Genomic DNA, 16,757 nt, shown 5'->3' on the forward strand with positions numbered 1-16,757 from the left:
CCCACTCTCTCATTCTCTCACTCTCTCTCACTCTCCCACTCTCCCCCAACCGACATCCGGAATCACTGCCAACCTGTCGAAGAACGTACTCAGATACCTTCTACCAAGACAACATGAATATCATGGCACTGAAACCCGAGGCTTATTTTGGGGTGACAGATCACCCAACTATTGAAATTTCTCAAGAAAGTTTTCGTTCTGTCCTAGGTCAAATAGAAGCTGAACTCGTATGTAGCGACACCTATAGCCAAGCTCTAGCTAGCTTGCAAACAATGTTGGGTGAAGCAGCCTCCGCTGCCGAAATTTTAATTAGAGCAGTTAGCAGAGAAGCCGTCAAGCTCGCATTCGATCGATTTCCCAAACAAAACAAAATTGAACCGCAAGTAGCCCCAGAGAGTTTTACTGCTGTAAGTCCCGCCATTGAGACGGTGACAGAAATTCAAGAATTGGAGCCACCAGTAGCTGCTCCTGTCTTCTATTGGCGCAGCGCTAGTGTGGAAGCGCCGCCCCAAACCGAGTCCGACACAGAAAATTCCGATGGAGAAAGTAACACCTCTGAAGACAGCAAAGAAGCGCCCCAAGACGAAATTAAAGTCGAGTCGGCTCCACCTGCAACTGTCACCCTCCCCGGAAAATCCTTCCCAGGGTTCGGTTTTCCCAAAAAGCCGAAAAAACTCACCAAGGAAGAAGAAGCAGCAATAGCAGTTCAACAGCGAGAAGAGTGCCTGCGGGAGTTGGGTGGAGAATTGCGTAAGGGACGGCAAATTCGCTCCCTATCTCTGCTGCAACTCCACAGTCAAACTCTTGTGCCGGTTCACCACATCGAATCGATCGAAAATGGGGAAATCGACAAACTGCCCCAAGATATTTACGTTAGAGGTTTTATCCGCAGACTGGGCGACGCCTTGGGACTAGACGGCAGCGCTATGGCGAATGCTTTGCCCAAACCCGCTCCGAGTCCAATTCCCAGTATGTATGTGTCTGTTTCCGATTCTGACTCAGGCGAAGGCTTTCAAATGCGTCCGGTGCATTTGTACATCGGCTACACCGCTTTGATGGCTGGGGCTGTAGGGGGCTTGGGTTGGCTGTCACAGCAACCCGTGGTGCCAGGAGCACAGGCAGTACCTCCAACGCAGGTGACACCGCCAGCCTCAGTTGCACCGGCTCAGAAGACCCCAGAAAAAGCACCTCAACCGGGTTTGAAGAAGTCTAATAACGGGGGATTGAGGATGGGGGCTGACATGGCGCCGCCGGAGGTGATTTTTGGTTAGTGTGTGTCGGGCGATCGATCGTCCGACCACTCTCTTGGTGCAGGTGAACTCGGAAACCAGGTTTCCGAATTCACCTCCATACGGATACTTGCTTGAAGAAATAAGTCCAGGAAAGCAATTACGGTTGAGATTTTAGTTCAATCCCCCACCTTCATCCATCTGTAGAGTCAATTCTAAAATCTAAAATCTAAAATCTAAAATCTAAAATCTAAAATCGCCAGCCCGTGTACCCAAAGTGATTTTTCAACTGCATCAGGAAACCCGATATGTGCGATAAACTATCTATTTGACCACTCCTAAAAGAGGTTTCCGATAAGATGAGTTCCCCAGCCACCGCTGCTTTCTCCGATCTCGATCCGCTATCGACTCACTCGCCAACAGCCACGAGTTTGGCGACACCAGACAGTGCCTTGGTAACGGCAGCTCAACTGCCACAAGCATCTTGGACAATAGAAGATAGTGAGAAACTCTACCGAATTCAAGGTTGGGGCGAACCGTATTTTTCGATCAATGCAGCCGGTCACGTTACAGTCTCTCCCAAGGGCGATCGCGGCGGTTCCCTCGACTTGTGCGAACTGGTAGACTCTCTCAAACAGCGAAATTTGGCTTTGCCCCTGCTGATTCGATTTTCTGATATTTTGGAAGACCGGATCGAGCGCTTAAATTCGTGTTTTGCCAGAGCGATCGCTCGGTACAATTACAAAAATGTCTATCGCGGTGTGTTTCCAGTTAAATGCAACCAGCACCGACAATTAATTCAAGATTTGGTGCGTTTTGGTCAACCCCATCACTTCGGACTGGAAGCCGGATCTAAACCCGAATTAATGATAGCTTTGGCGACATTGAAAACTCCAGGCGCTTTGTTAATTTGTAATGGTTACAAAGACCGCGAATACATAGAAACTGCTATTTTGGCGCAGCGGCTAGGGCAAACTTCCGTAATTGTGCTGGAGCAAATAGAGGAAGTAGAACTCGCAATCGCCGCGAGCAAAACATTAGGCATTAAACCGATTTTGGGAGTGCGAGCAAAACTCACTACCAAAGGCGTTGGCCGCTGGGGAGGTTCCACGGGCGATCGGGCAAAATTTGGCTTGACAATTCCTGAAATTATCCGTGCAGTCGGCGAACTAGAAAAAGCTGGAATGCTCGATTGTTTGCAGTTACTGCACTTCCATATCGGCTCTCAAATTTCCTCAATTAGTGTCATCAAAGACGCCATTCGAGAAGCCAGCCACATTTATGTAGAATTAGCTAAATTGGGAGCTAATATGAACTACTTGGACGTAGGAGGTGGACTCGGCGTTGACTACGACGGGTCTAAAACAAACTTTCACGCTTCCAAAAACTACAATATGCAAAACTACGCTAACGACGTAGTAGCGGGAGTGAAAGATGCCTGCGACGAGCGGAAAATCCCGGTTCCCATTATCATTAGCGAAAGCGGGCGGGCGATCGCTTCTCACCAATCAGTGTTAGTTTTTGACGTACTCGGTACTAGCGATGTCCCCAGAGAAGTACCAGAACCAGTAGATGAAAACGCGCACCAAATTCCGCGCAATCTCTACGAAATTTACCAATCTATTAGTCCCGAAAATTACCAAGAAGTTTATCACGATGCTATCCAATTCAAGGAAGAAGCAGTCAGTTTATTTAACTTAGGCTATTTGGGAATTGCGGAACGGGCGAAAACCGAACAGTTGTACTGGGCTTGCTGCGATAAAATACAGAAGATCGCGCGGCAAAAAGAATATGTATCTGACGATTTGGAAGACTTAGAAAAGGTGATGGCGTCCATTTATTACATCAACTTATCTGTTTTCCAGTCAGTACCGGACAGTTGGGCAATTAACCAATTATTCCCAATTATGCCAATTAACCGACTCGACGAAGAACCAACTCAACGCGGTATTTTAGCCGATCTTACCTGCGACAGCGACGGCAAAATCGACCAATTCATCGATTTGCGAGATGTGAAGTCGGTTTTGGAACTGCATACTCTCAAACCTGGAGAACCTTACTATTTGGCGCTATTTTTGGGAGGTGCTTATCAAGAAATTATGGGCAACCTTCACAACTTATTCGGCGATGCTAATGCAGTTCACATTCAGCTAACACCTTCTGGCTATCATATCGAACACGTTGTGAAAGGAGACACTATGAAAGAAGTCCTCAGCTACGTACAGTATGATTCAGAAAATTTGGTTGAAAGCATTCGCCGTCAGACAGAAGCAGCTTTGCAGCAAAATAAAATTACTCTTTCCGAGGCCCAGCTTTTGCTGCAAAATTACGAGCGGAGTCTCAGCCAATATACTTATCTTCAGTCTTAAAATGTAGGGTGTAACTGAGATGTTGCACCACTGTCAAGAAGCCTTTTATGAACAGGCTTTCCGGCCTGTTCCACAAAGAGTAGATTTTCTTGTGGAACAGGCCGGAAAGCCTGTTAAGCGAGAATGGTGGAAGATGTGAGGTGCAACCTAAGCACATTACCAGAATTAAAAGCTGAGCTTATAAATGTAAAAGTAGGGTGCGCCTAGCGCACCTTACCTTGAGCAATTACCAATTATTCAGGACGGAGAATTTCTGCGATCGCCCGCCGCTCTTCTCCCTGCTGAGTTGGTAAAACTTGGCGAGCGTCAGTAATTAGCCAATCGAGAGCCGCCGCTTGCAAATCGATCGCAGCCCCGGTTTTATCAACGCAGTAGCGCCCGAACACCAGTTTGTCAACCAACCGCACCTCCGGGCCCAAACGGGAATACTCAAAAATCACGCTGTTTTCCACAGTGGCGCCACTGCAAAGCCAACAGTTTGGGCCAATCATTGTCGGGCCGACAATTTTTGCTCCATCCTCAATGATCGTCATCCCACCAATGTAAACAGGCCCAGTAATATCAACCTTATCCCAGTTGACAGCTACATTCAAACCAGCGTAAATGCCGGGGCGCACTTCAATTCCCGGAATCGAAACATTTTTAACTTGTCCCAGCAGCACGCTCTGAATTGCCCGCCAATAGTCAGGAACTTTGCCGATATCCACCCACTCAAAGTCCATGCTAATTCCGTAAAAAGGCGCGCCTTCTGCTACTAGCTTGGGAAATAACTCCGAACCGATATCATATTCCTGACCCGAAGGGATGTATTTGAATATTTCCGGTTCAAAAATATAAATACCAGTGTTAATGTCGGTACTCAGAGCTTCTTCTACAGAAGGTTTTTCTTGGAAAGCTTTAACTTTGCCAGACTCGTCTGTTACGACCACTCCGTAACTGGGAACCTCTTCGCGGGGAACCGATTTCATAACAATAGTAGCGATCGCCCCTTTTTCCCGATGCCACTTCACAGCAGCAGTCAAGTCCAAGTCAATCAAAGCGTCGCCGCACAGCACCACAAAAGTATCATCAAAAAACGGCGAGAAGTCCTGAATCCGCTTCATACCACCAGCCGAACCCAGAGCTTCTCCAATAAGTTCTCCCTCCTTAATTCGCCCTTCAAAAGAATAGGCAATTTGTACCCCAAATTTTTGACCGTCACGGAAGTAGTTTTCAATCACATCTGCCAAATGGGAAACATTGACCATAATCTGGTCAAATCCGTGCTGTCGGAGCAATTCAACCAAAAACTCCATCACTGGCTTTTGCAGGATGGGAATCATCGGTTTGGGTATTGTCTGAGTAATGGGACGGACGCGAGTGCCTTTACCGGCCGCCAGAATCATCGCTTTCATTCTTAACTTCCTCAACCCTCTGTTAATTGATATAAACTCAACAATTAGATGCTAGCGGTTGCGATCGAATCGATCGAGCGCGGCAAAATCCTGACCTGTTTATAGGCGACATCGTACCAGGCTATCAATGACTCTTCCCTATTTGCTTGATTTAAGAAACCAGGAATCGGGAATCAGCAAAAACTTCGCACTCCCGCTGTCCGCATTCGAGACTCAGCAGCAGAATGTCGGCGAGCGAGGTTCTGTCTGGAATTTTAACCGACGCAGCGGCACAGTTATTAGTTTCGCTTCGCCCGATAACCTAATACCCTGCAAGCTCAAAGCGCGCGGATTTTGAGGTCTTGATAAAACTCCTCTTGAAGCAACTCTACTTTAGACTGAGCCGATAGCAGCAACAACGCCCAAAAAATACCCACACGGTCATGATTTGGCAAGTGAACTTCCCCAGTCGATACCGGGTGTTCTGGGTTGACAGGAGAGTGCAAATCGTTATGATGCCAGAGCTCTAGCAATTTGTCCAAGTCCAGCCAACCCTCGTCAATTTCCGCGCCCCGCTGAGTCAGAAACCGTTCGAGTTCACTAGCAGTTTCTACGAGATTTTCTTGGTGAGCTAGCTCAAAGATAGCCTGTGCCGCTTGCGATCGCATTTTTGAGGTAGGGCGGCGTCGGGGAGTAACTGTCTGCTCCATTGCTGCTTTCATTAGCTGCAACTGCTCAATCAGTTCTGGGAGAGTCACCGGGCGTTTTTGCGGTAGTTGAGCTACACCGCGACGGCGCAATTGTCGCTCTAAATGCTGCGGCAAGTGTCGCCCGCCTGAGTGCTCTGCGTCTTCTACTGCCGGCTCGTCGGCCGAGTCGGGATTCGCGGGGGGTTCGGAGAGGACGATACTTTCTGCTTTGAGCAACACCAGCATTGAAGCGTACAAAAACGCTTGGCCGGAGTGGGACAAATCGGAGAAATCCTTACTCTGATCGGCATCGCAGGCGTTCGTAAGCTTGCTCAGACATCGATCGAACACTTCAACTACCTTAACGTCCCAAGGATCAATTTCTCCCCGTTCGGCTAGGTCAATTAAAATTGCGATCCCCTCGGAAATCGTTTCTAACCCATCTTGGTCTCGGGAAACGGCCATTAGATTTTAGATTTTATATTTTAGATTTTAGATTTTGCCTCTGAGAAAACGAGAGAGCATATCAAGTTAATTGGCTGTCATTTCAGCAGTTGTGCCCTCAATAGCTGCTATTTCTAAACTTATCGGTTCTGCACTTTCTAACAAAGGTTGTTTGCCTTCTACTTCTGCTTTATAGCGTTCAAGATTTTGTTCTAATTCCTGAATCCGCTGCTCTTTTTCGCGAACTTGGCGGAGTTGTTGGCGCGAGGCGAGGGTTCGCTGCATTCTCGACCACAGACTGAACAGCCACGCTAGGGTTGCCCCTAATCCAGCCGCCACAATTAGTTCTACGCACAGCGGAGCTTTAACTTGGACGCCTTTGATAACTTGAATCGCGACTGGCTCTGTATTTTCGATGCTGAATAATACTAGAGCCAAGCAAATCAGAAAGATGAAGAAGAAATTTAGCGATCGCATTTTCTCTGTTCCTAATTCTCAATTCAGGTTAAGCAAATTATTTACCATTTGTCAACTTTTTTTGGCAGATGTTCTCATTTTTTTTGATAATATAAAATCGGGTCAATTAACCATACTATCCGGGGAGGGGCGGGTTTATTGGAGTTCTGAGAGTTGATTGAAGATATTGGTTAACCCGCCCCTGCAGGAGATATCCTCTTTAGGTTTGACCGATGTTTTGGGGTTTCTTGCCGATTCCCAGTGCTGGCAATATTTGATATTTCAAGGCAATGCCTGCAGCTACAAATAAGGCAATAATCAGCGCCCCAATTCCTACGGGACTGGGAATCCAGAATATCGCCTCCAAATAGTTAACTTCTCCGGGTTTGAGCTTCCAAACTAACTGTTTTCCTTGCTGATAGCTTTCGGGAACCAGGGCACCGGCGACTGTTTCAATACTTTCGGCGCCCCAAGGCGTGTTCAAGCTAAAGTCTAGCTCCAAAAGTCCCCCCGGACTCAGCAGCAGACTGCCATTAGAAGAAAGCAGAGAAAGAGAGCGCAAATCTAATTCCAAACTCAACCGATTTCGCAGCATTAATAACAAATTATTCTGCTTGACACTAAGGTGAGATTCAAACTTCGGCAAATCGGTTTCTAGCGGACTTGCCGCCCGATATTTTGTGGTTGGTGCGATCGGATTGTAAAATTGGTTGAACTTGTCTTGCAACTCGGCTCCATTATTGAAAGGAATCCTCACTAGAACTTCTGTGGGGGAAACCCGTTTAGTTTTTCCGTCCAGCAACCTCACCCGGCTTTCTACGCTTTTCAACCATTCTGCAACAGTTTCGCTGCTGAAGCTCGTCAACCTTTCCCCTAGTTTAATGTGCTGCACGATTTCGCCGCGAGTTTGACTCTCAAAGTTGACCCCGACATCGTACTGAACGCATCCAGTCACTAGAGTTAAAAGGCAAAAAACCAAAGGTAAAAGAAAGAAAAAGTGCTTTTTCTTCTTCCCCGTTCCATCCTTGACATTTGGCTCTTTCATTATAAATTTTTCCCTATTTTTCCCTATTTGCATGAATTAGCAAAGCGTTGAATTGCCGACACTGTTTCTATGTTTGTTTAACTGGTTCCTAGGCTCTGCCTGGGAACCCATGTCCAGAGGCTTTGCCTCGCAAGCTTTCATCCAAATTCGAGGCAAAGCCTCATGATATGTATTACCAGGCAGAGCCTGGTAACGAGTAAAAACGCACTGAACTTATTGCCTCGAAGCTACACCCAACTGTTGAAACAGCATACTTGGCAAATAGGCTGCACCGCCTACCCATTCGGCTTCGCTGCTTAAATCTGCCAAATTTTTAAACGCTTCAAAAATGCTGCCTGCCACCATTGTATTCTTGACGCGACCCACAATTTTGCCTTTTTCTACTTTATAGCCTAAGTCCAAATTGACAGAAAATTCGCCAGCTAACTGATTGGACTGACCGGCACCTAAAACCTGCTCTACTATTAGACCTTCATCCATGCTAGCAATCAAGTCTTGAGTGGCGGTATTTCCTGGGGAAATGCAAAAGTTAGTCAAATCAGGGCCTGGGCGAGACAATCCGCCACGAAAACCATTGCCGGTTGATTGTACACCGGCGCGAGCGGCCCACCTGCGATCCCAATAAAATCCGGTGACAGTACCTTTGTCTATCAAGATTTTGCGGGTGGTGGGTGTACCTTCGTCGTCAAAGGGACAAGCAGAAGGGCCTAAAGTGGGGTCTTCAAAAAAGGTAAAGCGTTCGTCAAATAAGGTTTCGCCGATTTTGTCGGCTAGGGGAGAGGCTTTTTGAACTACTGCTTGGCCTGAAAGGATGGTATCAAAGAGGCCGCCGAGGGTGCTAGCGGCGGCTCTGGGGGTAAATAATACTGGGTAGGAACCGCTGGCGATGGTGGCTGAATCTTCGGCGAGGCGGTATTTTTCGAGGAGTGATTGGAGGATGCTGTTGGTGTCGAGGGGACGATCGCGCGCAACGTCGTAACTGTATGCTTGCATAAAGTCTTCTCCCTGTACCAAATTTCCTGAGAGCGAGCCGCTGACTATTTGGCTGCTTCTTTCGGCATACAAATCTTGCGTCGTGGCAATTTTTACTCTGCCGCTGCGGACGTGGAAGCCGACATCTACCATAATATCGGGATTGTAGGCGTGAACTTGTTCGATTAGGTTTTTGCCGTTTTCGACTAATTCAGCAGTTGTGGGCGGAGTGTAGGTGGTTTCCGGGCCTTTTAGGTGGAAGTTGGAGGCGAGTTCAAATTCTGCGGGATCGCCGATTTCGGCTGTTTGAATCGCTGCATCTACTAAATCGTCTATCCGCGTTAAATCGGTGGAACTAGCAAAACCGATTTTGCCGTGCGAAATCAGCCGGAGTGCGACGCCTTGCAGTGCTTTGGTTTGCAGGGATTTGAGGCGATTGTTTTCAAATTCGATAGGGGTGTCTTGACTCGATAGGTAGTATACTTCAGCAGCATCGGCGCGTTGAGATGCCAATTTTAAAATTTGGTCTACGGTTGAATCGCTCACAATAATCGCCTTTCTGGTTTTGTCTTTTTTTTATTTTAGCAATTATCGCTATTCAACTTCTGACTCCTGCCTCATGCTCGATAATTAATCCGTGTATCCGTGTCAAAATCACTGGTGGTATCTTCCTTATTCCTTCTTCCTAACCTCGGCTACATCCGCTACATCCGTTACACCCGTTAAACAATCCGTTGCCGAACTTCCTTCTCCTCTAATTGTAATTCACACTGTTTAAAAACATAGTTAACGGCTGCAAACAGTCGCTCTAAGTCCTGAATTGTATAGAAAAATTTATTTTGAGTAAACATTTCTAATTTCAGCTTGCCAAACTGCTACATTGCGCCATTATAAACAATACCAAAGATAGTTTGTTCTGGTTCATTGTTAAGTCGCTCCACGGCGATAATTTCTGCCAAACACTGCCCCCATCCTTCATCAAATGCGCTCTCTTTCTTGGCTTCAACTAATATGAAATAGGGCTTGTCCAAAACTACTGTGCCAAGGGGGGAGCGCTTCGCCAATATATAATCTGGAATTCCTGACAGATTCTCATTATAGACGAAGGTTTGGTGACTCCAGAGGAGAAAATTACTGCGATAATTTTTCCAAACTTCTTTTAATACAGGATAAATGATATTTTCACAAAGGGCGATTTCCGAGTTGTCAAATACTCCCTCATTGAAAATCAATTCTAATTCATTCCGAAAAACGTTGCTGACTGCAAATTCTGTTTCGAGAATGAAATTATCCCGTAGGCAATTAATTTGGAATTCTTTGGCGACCGCGCTGATACTTTTTTGCTAAAAGGCATTGCTTAACTTCTCTCAGTAGGGGTCAGGTGCGCCGAGGCGCACCCTAGAGATAAAGTTTGTGGGAATGAAAAAATGATTAATAACTAAAAAATAATCCGCCTAAAATTAGCCCGATCGCAATTAACGCCACCCAGATAAACCTATTATCTTTCGTATTAACCTGACTCAAATCTACAGGCTCTGGTACGACTGGCTTGGGTTTAGCGTACTTGATATCAGCGTTGGGATTGGCTTGAAAATTAATTGATTGATTTTCATCTAAAGCTGCCAAATCAGGGATTTTCACCATCCATTCAGGAGGGATAGTGAGTTTGGGAGCTTCGAGAATGAACAGCAAGCGCTTTGCTTGCTGGCGGGTTTCTTGGCGGGGATGGCGGGTGAGCGCACGGCAAAGCTCGATCGCCCTTTCTGTATTGCCAGAGGCTTCGTAGGCTGTCACTAGCCACATCTGCACCTCACCGCCCAACCGGGAATTTCGATCGACTAAACCGGTAGCTGTTTCTAAACTCTGCACAGCTTGAGCATACCGGCCACTCTCAAAAGCTACTTGCCCAGCTTGGTACTCAGTTTGAACAATTTCTAACTTTTCTGAAGTCACGAGCACCCACCCAATTCACAAATATTAATTCCCCAATCCCCCAAACGCTAGAATTCGCTGTTGTGTTGCGACATACCCGACTCATTGTCGCGTTTGGAACCCAGCAAGTCTAAATGATCTACCTTAATTACCGGCTTCGAGCGATTGGAACCGGTATTGCGGTCTTGCCAGCGATCGAACTTCAAAGAGCCTGTTACGCCAATTAGAGAGCCTTTGCGAACGTAGTCAGCAGCAATCTGCGCTGTTTTGCCCCAGATTTCCAGATTGAACCAGTCTGGTTGATCGCTGTTCTTGGTTCTGCGATTCACTGCCAGGGTCAAACTACACTTAACTGTACCCGACTCAAAATACTTCACGTCCGGGTCGCCGCCGACGCGGCCTACTAAAGTCACAACATTAAGACTCATAAACTTTTTTGGGAATGTGGTCGATCGGTGATGTAGTTAAACAGTCCACACGCGCATTAGCCTCCAAACCGAACTTGGAACAACGCTTGTGAGGCTTCATCCTGATTGTACACCCAGTTAGCAGAACATATTGATAGTGGATGATTGGCGAGTCTGCGCTCAACCTGAGCTCGACAATGTACATTTCTGACTAGACTCAGGATGAAAAACGTAATAGAATCCACCTCGGTTACACTTTTGTAACAACATTATTGCACACAATAGTATTTTAGTTTTTGGGGGGGGTACGAATCAGTGGGTCTTCTCAATCGATTTTCGTTATCTAGAGATATGGGTATCGACCTCGGTACTGCTAACACGCTCGTTTATGTATCGGGCAAAGGTATTGTTCTGCAGGAACCTTCTGTAGTGGCGATCGACCAAGATTTAAAAATACCGCTGGCTGTTGGAGAAGAAGCAAAAAAAATGCTCGGCCGCACGCCAGGGAATGTCATAGCACTGCGCCCGCTTCGCGACGGGGTAATTGCAGACTTCGATACGGCGGAACTAATGCTCAAGACTTTTATCCGCAGAGTTCACGAAGGCCGAAGCTTAGTTTCGCCGCGGATAATTATTGGCATCCCCAGTGGTGTCACCGGAGTAGAGAGGCGTGCTGTCATTGAGGCGGCGACTCAGGCCGGTGCTAGAGAAGTACGGTTAATTGATGAACCCATCGCTGCGGCGATCGGGGCTGGACTGCCTGTTGCTGAGGCGACTGGCAATATGATTATAGATATAGGTGGAGGTACGACGGAAGTTGCGGTTTTGAGTTTGCAAGGTACGGTGATCAGTGAGTCTGTGCGGGTAGCCGGCGACGAACTCAATGAGGCGATCGTCCAATACATGAAAAAAGTTCACAATTTGGTCATCGGCGAACGCACTGCTGAAGAAATTAAGATTCAGGTTGGTTCTGCATATCCAACTCCAGAGGATGACGATGTAATGATGGAAGTGCGGGGCTTGCACTTACTGTCGGGTTTGCCGCGAACTGTTACTATCAAAGGCCCAGAAATTCGCGAAAGTATGTCGGAACCGCTTTCAGTAATTGTGGAAGCTGTCAAGCGTACTTTGGAACGCACCCCGCCGGAATTAGCAGCAGATATTATTGACAGGGGAATTATGCTCGCTGGTGGTGGCGCGCTGATGAAAGGTTTAGATACTCTGATCAGTCACGAAACAGGAATTGTCACTCACGTGGCAGCCGATCCGCTGTGCTGCGTGGTTTTGGGAACTGGTAGAGTATTGGAAAACAAACAGTTGGAACGGGTTTTCAGCGGGCAGTCGTCGCGTAATATGTAGTTAAAAAATTTGGGATTGTGGATTTAGAAATACGGCTGCAATCTCAAATCTAAAATCCTGACTTAACAATTTTAGATTAGTGAAATTATGCTAAAAAATACATTCCGAAAGTGGTGGGATCTGCGACTGCCAATTGCTGTTTTAGGTTTAGCTGTAACTGCCGCTTGGGGAGTTCGGCAAACACAAGGTGCGGCAGTATTTGAAGTTTACAATTGGGTGACTCGTCCGTTTCACGCCAACGGTTCTGGGCAAGAGGAACTCATCTCGGCGCGCACTCAAGAATTGCAAGCGCAGGTATTAGAATTAGAAAATCAAAATCAGAAGCTAAAAGAGCTTTTAGGTTACGTTTCGGCTAAGAAACCAGCAGGGATTGTAGCTCCTATTGTCGGTCGCAGCGCCGACCACTGGTGGCAGCAAGTAACCTTGGGGCGCGGCAGTAAGGATGGCATCAAAACAGATTTTACGGTGATGGGCCCCGGCGGTTTAGTAGGCAGGGTTGTCAGCGTTACTCCTAATACTAGCTTGGTGCTGTTAATCAGCGACGCTACAAGTCAATTGGGTGTGGGAATTACCCGCAGTCGCCACATGGGTTTTATGCGCGGGAAAGGCGGAAATCAGGCTGTGATGGAGTTTTTTGAGAATGTTCCCAATGTCAAGCCTGGGGATGTGGTTTCAACTTCTTCTTACAGTCAGTTGTTCCCTCCTGGTTTGCCTGTGGGAAAAGTGGTTTCGGTGGATATGAATAAAACTCCGGCTCCTGAAGCTGTGGTTGAGTTTTCTGCACCGATGAATGCTCTGGAGTGGGCTGTGGTTTACCCGCACTCTAAGCAAGCCGAACCGAAGGATTCGCCGAGTCAATCTTCAGCAGCATCTGACGGAGCACAGCAACAATGAAAGCTTTATCTCGGATGTCTTCGCGAGCGCGCCCATTTCTCAACTTCGCAGTTACATTTCTATCTGTGATGCTGTGCATACTGATATTGCCCACTCGGATGCCGGGAATGGAATTGCTGGGAATTGGACCGAACTGGCTGTTAATTTGGTTGGTAGCTTGGAGTATTAAGCGGAAACGTACAGTTTGGGGAGCTGCTAGCATGGGCTTGGTTTTGGGGTTTCTTCAAGATGCGATGACGGCTCCTCATCCCAGCCACGCTGTGAGTCTAGTTGTTGTAGGAGTCTTAACAGTTGTTTTGCAGAAAACCTGGTCGATTCCGGCAGATATTGTTGAGAGAGATCCGATTCCGATCGCGTTAATTGTGTTTGGGATGGCGGTGGTAGCGGAAACGGTGATGGGACTGCAATTTTTTTCTATGGGCGATCGGGCTTTACTGGAAATTTGGAGCTATCACCAGCGAGTGGCTTTGTGTTCTGCTATTCTTAGCAGTCTTTGGGCTCCGGTGATTTATTTTCCGCTCAATCGCTTGTGGGAAATGACCAGGAATGTAGAAAAACCTTAGTCATTACTCATTAGTCATTAGTCATTAGTCATCATTCATCAGTTAACAGTCAACAGTTAACTGTAGTCATTCTACTATTAGTTGTTGGCCGGAACCTAATAAGTGATGAACGGCAATAATCAAGTCGCTGAGAATTAAATTAGGCTGATGCTTTTGCAGTTGATAGCGGCTGCGAATTCCGCAGGTAACGGCAATTGTAGGTATTCCCAATGCTTTTCCTGCGAGGATGTCTGCTTCTGTATCTCCGATCATCCAAGCCGAACCCAGCGATGACTCAAATTCTTCTGCCACTTCAGCCAACAATTCAGTTTTTAAGGCTGTATAGTTGTGATATGCGGCATCCGCCATCTGAGTTCCGCGAATGCTGGTAAACAGTCTGGCTAAACCGTAATTTTGTAGCAGTTGAACGGCTTGATTTCTCGGCCGCAGGGTGACTAAAATCAGCCGCACGCCGCGGGAGTGCAGAAGTCCGATCGCCCATTGCACTCCCGGCTGGATGCGATCTAAGTGCAACAAGTCTGGCTGATTGACAATTTGACTGACGCATCCGAGAAAAACGTGAATTTCTTCTCCCGACAAGCCGGAACTTTGGGCTATTTCAGCATCGGGTACGCGGTTTTGTTTCATTTGCCAAAACTGCTGTTTGCTGAGGATTTGAAGGTTGAGGTTGATTCCCCGATCGAGATAAGCTGCTTGAGTATCGGCCAATCCCTGTTGATAGGTGGCATAGTAGCGATCGGACACATCGACTATGGGCCCGTCTAAATCGCAAAATACCGTCATCCGGGGGGACGACTCAGCCTCTGATGGTAGCTTGTACTGAAGGTTTTCGGAGTCTTGGGCGACAGCAGTTAACATAAAACGTTAAGTAAATCTAGGGAGTTAGACATTTCTTGACTGTAGCAAAAAATGTATAAGTTATAATACATAAATTTTAATGCTTTTATTAAAAAAACCTATGAATTTTTTGAGGATGGGGTTCAATAAAGGCGATCGAGCCTGTGCGTGGATAAATTCAAGGGAAAAAGTGATTTTTGTGGCTGTTAATATGTGCTTTAGCCATTAAAGTTTAGAATTAAGTTTTTAGTCTTGTGTAATTTACCCATGCTCAAACAAAGCGATTTTGTTAGGAATTCGGACACTAATCGAGTAGAGGTGCTGTCCGAAGCACTGCCTTACATTCAACACTTTGCCGGTCGCACCATAGTGGTCAAATATGGCGGTGCGGCGATGAAAGATAGCAATCTTAAAGACAAGGTGGTTCGAGATATTGTGCTGCTAGCTTGCGTGGGCATGCGTCCGGTTGTGGTTCACGGCGGCGGCCCGGAAATTAATATTTGGCTGGAAAAACTGGGAATTGAGCCGCAATTCAAGGATGGTTTGAGAGTGACTGATGCGGCGACAATGGAAGTTGTAGAAATGGTTTTGGTGGGGAAAGTAAATAAGGAAATTGTTTCCTTAATCAACCAAGCTGGTGGCAAAGCAGTGGGATTGTGTGGCAAGGATGCCAATCTGATTCAAGCTCGTCCAGATGGCCGCGAGGGAATTGGGTTTGTGGGTGAAGTCAGCGGCGTGAAAATCCAGATTTTGGAGTCTTTGGTGAACAGCGGTTATATTCCGGTGGTGTCGAGCGTGGCAGCCGATGAAAACGGTCAATCTTACAACATTAATGCTGACACGGTGGCTGGAGAAATTGCGGCTGGTTTGGGAGCGGAAAAGTTGATTTTGATGACTGATACTGCGGGAATTTTAGAGGATTATCACAAGCCGGATAGTCTGATTGCTAAGTTAGATATTCAAGAAGCAAGAGAGTTGGTTGAGTCGGGAGTTGTCTCTGGGGGGATGATTCCGAAAGTTAATTGTTGTGTGCGGAGTTTGGCTCAGGGTGTGAAGGGTGCTCACATTATTGACGGCCGAATTCCTCATGCTTTGCTGCAAGAAATATTTACGGATGCGGGGATTGGGTCGATGATTGTGGCTTCTGAGTTTAGCAGCGCGAACTTAAGGCCTAAGTAATGGGTAAATCCTAGCGTGGGGAGGGCGGGTGCGTGAAAGGTGTAAACTCGCTGCGATTGCGTATATCCTAACTAAACCTGCCCCTAAAAACCTTGAGAAGGTACTTCTGGGAAATTAGTTCAACTAATTCTAACCGTTGTTGAATTTCAGCTTTTCTTAAACTATGAGCAAACACTTTAGAGTTTTGGATTCTGTTGCAATTCTCAAGCCGATTTCAAATACGCGATTAGCGCCAGTGGAACCAGAATACGCATCTATTTCTAGTTTGCCAGTTGGACTTGTGGGAACTATTGTTGAAGTGTATGATACGGGAAAGGAATGTCAGTATTTAGTGGAGTTTGCTGATAGTCAAAGGAGTGAATATGCTATGGCTATGTTGAAAGCTAATGAAATTTTAGTTCTGCAATATGAACTTGCAGTTGCTTAGTAATTGGAGTTTAGACTAAACAATGGTAGCAGCTAAAAGTAGCTGCCTTTTACTAGAAGGCAAACTGTTACTCAACAACTCAAGAGGTAGAAGATTAAACAGCTAATTTTGAAGATTTTTTGCGTTGAGAAACCCGTTTTTTAACAGTGGGATAGTACGGTGCTTTAGTACGTGCCTTTCCTTTTTCTCAACCAGGGGATTTTCCCCTATGTTTAGGCAGTTGAGCCGGAGTACCAATATCAACTAAAATCGACAACATTGATTGGGCAACACGTCCAGGAGTTAAATTGATACGCTTCAGATTGTCAAGGCAGTCGATTCTCGACCACTAAGTCCTTAGCCAGCCAGAGTTGCCAACTCATCAACGGCATTAAATCGCTCCACCGCTCTGATTGTTCGGGAGTTCTTAAGTTAGGTAATGTCCAATGTAATCGTTGCTTAGCAAATCTATAGCGATCGCAAATCATTCGTAAATTACTGGAGTTTAGACTAAAGAGTACGATCGCCCTCAAGCAAAAGTGATCTCCCCACAGCACAATCGAAGGGATGAGAGAACCAACAACAGGCAAAAAAATACCGGGT

Annotated in this window: 17 protein-coding genes; 7 read left to right on the plus strand and 10 right to left on the minus strand. The window is 46.5% G+C overall.

The window, feature by feature from the left end; all coding sequences use genetic code 11:
* The first annotated feature begins 122 nt into the window (after positions 1–122).
* Together QUA07_RS25310 and speA are read left to right on the plus strand one after the other, a co-directional pair.
* Entirely contained in the window at positions 123–1,271 is a 1,149-nt protein-coding gene (locus QUA07_RS25310) for a helix-turn-helix domain-containing protein (RefSeq protein ID WP_333330690.1), read from the plus strand.
* Positions 1,272–1,588: 317 nt separating this feature from the next.
* Positions 1,589–3,598, plus strand: coding sequence for a biosynthetic arginine decarboxylase (speA, locus tag QUA07_RS25315; protein WP_333330694.1), 2,010 nt, complete (start codon positions 1,589–1,591; stop codon positions 3,596–3,598).
* Between the two features lie 233 nt (positions 3,599–3,831).
* Here the strand turns inward: speA and QUA07_RS25320 are convergent, their stop codons facing one another.
* The 8 genes from QUA07_RS25320 to QUA07_RS25355 form a co-directional block, all read right to left on the minus strand.
* On the minus strand, positions 3,832–4,992 hold the full coding sequence (locus QUA07_RS25320) for an NDP-sugar synthase (protein WP_333084974.1): 1,161 nt from the start codon (positions 4,990–4,992) through the stop codon (positions 3,832–3,834).
* Positions 4,993–5,309: 317 nt separating this feature from the next.
* Complete coding sequence (locus QUA07_RS25325) at positions 5,310–6,125, minus strand: segregation/condensation protein A (protein ID WP_333330697.1); 816 nt, start codon at positions 6,123–6,125, stop codon at positions 5,310–5,312.
* A gap of 66 nt (positions 6,126–6,191) precedes the next feature.
* On the minus strand, positions 6,192–6,581 hold the full coding sequence (locus tag QUA07_RS25330; protein ID WP_333330700.1) for a LapA family protein: 390 nt from the start codon (positions 6,579–6,581) through the stop codon (positions 6,192–6,194).
* Positions 6,582–6,780: 199 nt separating this feature from the next.
* Entirely contained in the window at positions 6,781–7,605 is an 825-nt protein-coding gene (locus QUA07_RS25335; RefSeq protein WP_333330703.1) for a DUF3153 domain-containing protein, read from the minus strand.
* 213 nt (positions 7,606–7,818) lie between these two features.
* Positions 7,819–9,123 carry a TldD/PmbA family protein gene (locus tag QUA07_RS25340; RefSeq protein WP_333330707.1) on the minus strand — a complete coding sequence of 435 codons (1,305 nt, stop codon included), beginning with the start codon at positions 9,121–9,123 and terminating at the stop codon, positions 7,819–7,821.
* Between the two features lie 329 nt (positions 9,124–9,452).
* Positions 9,453–9,809, minus strand: a complete 357-nt coding sequence (locus QUA07_RS25345; protein WP_333330710.1) for a hypothetical protein — start codon at positions 9,807–9,809, stop codon at positions 9,453–9,455.
* A gap of 199 nt (positions 9,810–10,008) precedes the next feature.
* A complete protein-coding gene (locus QUA07_RS25350) occupies positions 10,009–10,530 on the minus strand; it encodes a tetratricopeptide repeat protein (RefSeq protein WP_333330713.1) in 522 nt (173 codons plus the stop codon).
* Between the two features lie 47 nt (positions 10,531–10,577).
* A complete protein-coding gene (locus tag QUA07_RS25355; RefSeq protein ID WP_190663675.1) occupies positions 10,578–10,937 on the minus strand; it encodes a single-stranded DNA-binding protein in 360 nt (119 codons plus the stop codon).
* 330 nt (positions 10,938–11,267) lie between these two features.
* On the opposite strand from QUA07_RS25355, the gene QUA07_RS25360 reads away from it, so the two are divergent.
* From QUA07_RS25360 to mreD, 3 genes are all read left to right on the plus strand, one after another.
* Positions 11,268–12,275, plus strand: a complete 1,008-nt coding sequence (locus QUA07_RS25360; RefSeq protein WP_006632285.1) for a rod shape-determining protein — start codon at positions 11,268–11,270, stop codon at positions 12,273–12,275.
* Positions 12,276–12,362: 87 nt separating this feature from the next.
* A complete protein-coding gene (mreC, locus tag QUA07_RS25365) occupies positions 12,363–13,169 on the plus strand; it encodes a rod shape-determining protein MreC (RefSeq protein ID WP_333330716.1) in 807 nt (268 codons plus the stop codon).
* Positions 13,166–13,732: a rod shape-determining protein MreD gene (gene mreD, locus QUA07_RS25370; protein ID WP_333330719.1), complete on the plus strand. Its 567-nt coding sequence runs from the start codon at positions 13,166–13,168 to the stop codon at positions 13,730–13,732. Before mreC ends, mreD begins: the two co-directional genes overlap by 4 nt.
* Before the next feature lie 66 nt (positions 13,733–13,798).
* On the opposite strand, the gene QUA07_RS25375 is transcribed toward mreD, so the two are convergent.
* Positions 13,799–14,590 (minus strand): HAD family hydrolase, encoded by a 792-nt coding sequence (locus QUA07_RS25375; protein WP_333330722.1) that lies wholly within the window; start codon positions 14,588–14,590, stop codon positions 13,799–13,801.
* Between the two features lie 246 nt (positions 14,591–14,836).
* Between QUA07_RS25375 and argB the strand changes: the two genes are divergently transcribed.
* Entirely contained in the window at positions 14,837–15,748 is a 912-nt protein-coding gene (argB, locus tag QUA07_RS25380) for an acetylglutamate kinase (protein ID WP_333034924.1), read from the plus strand.
* Between the two features lie 163 nt (positions 15,749–15,911).
* The gene (locus tag QUA07_RS25385; protein ID WP_333330725.1) at positions 15,912–16,175 is read left to right on the plus strand and encodes a DUF4926 domain-containing protein; all 264 of its coding nucleotides are present in this window, start codon (positions 15,912–15,914) and stop codon (positions 16,173–16,175) included.
* Positions 16,176–16,480: 305 nt separating this feature from the next.
* On the opposite strand, the gene QUA07_RS25390 is transcribed toward QUA07_RS25385, so the two are convergent.
* The coding region (locus tag QUA07_RS25390; RefSeq protein ID WP_333330727.1) for a hypothetical protein at positions 16,481–16,757 on the minus strand (277 nt) is incomplete at its 5' end.

Origin of the sequence: Microcoleus sp. T3_A4, assembly GCF_036700465.1 — a bacterium.
In the GTDB taxonomy this organism is placed as follows: Bacteria; Cyanobacteriota; Cyanobacteriia; order Cyanobacteriales; family Microcoleaceae; genus Microcoleus.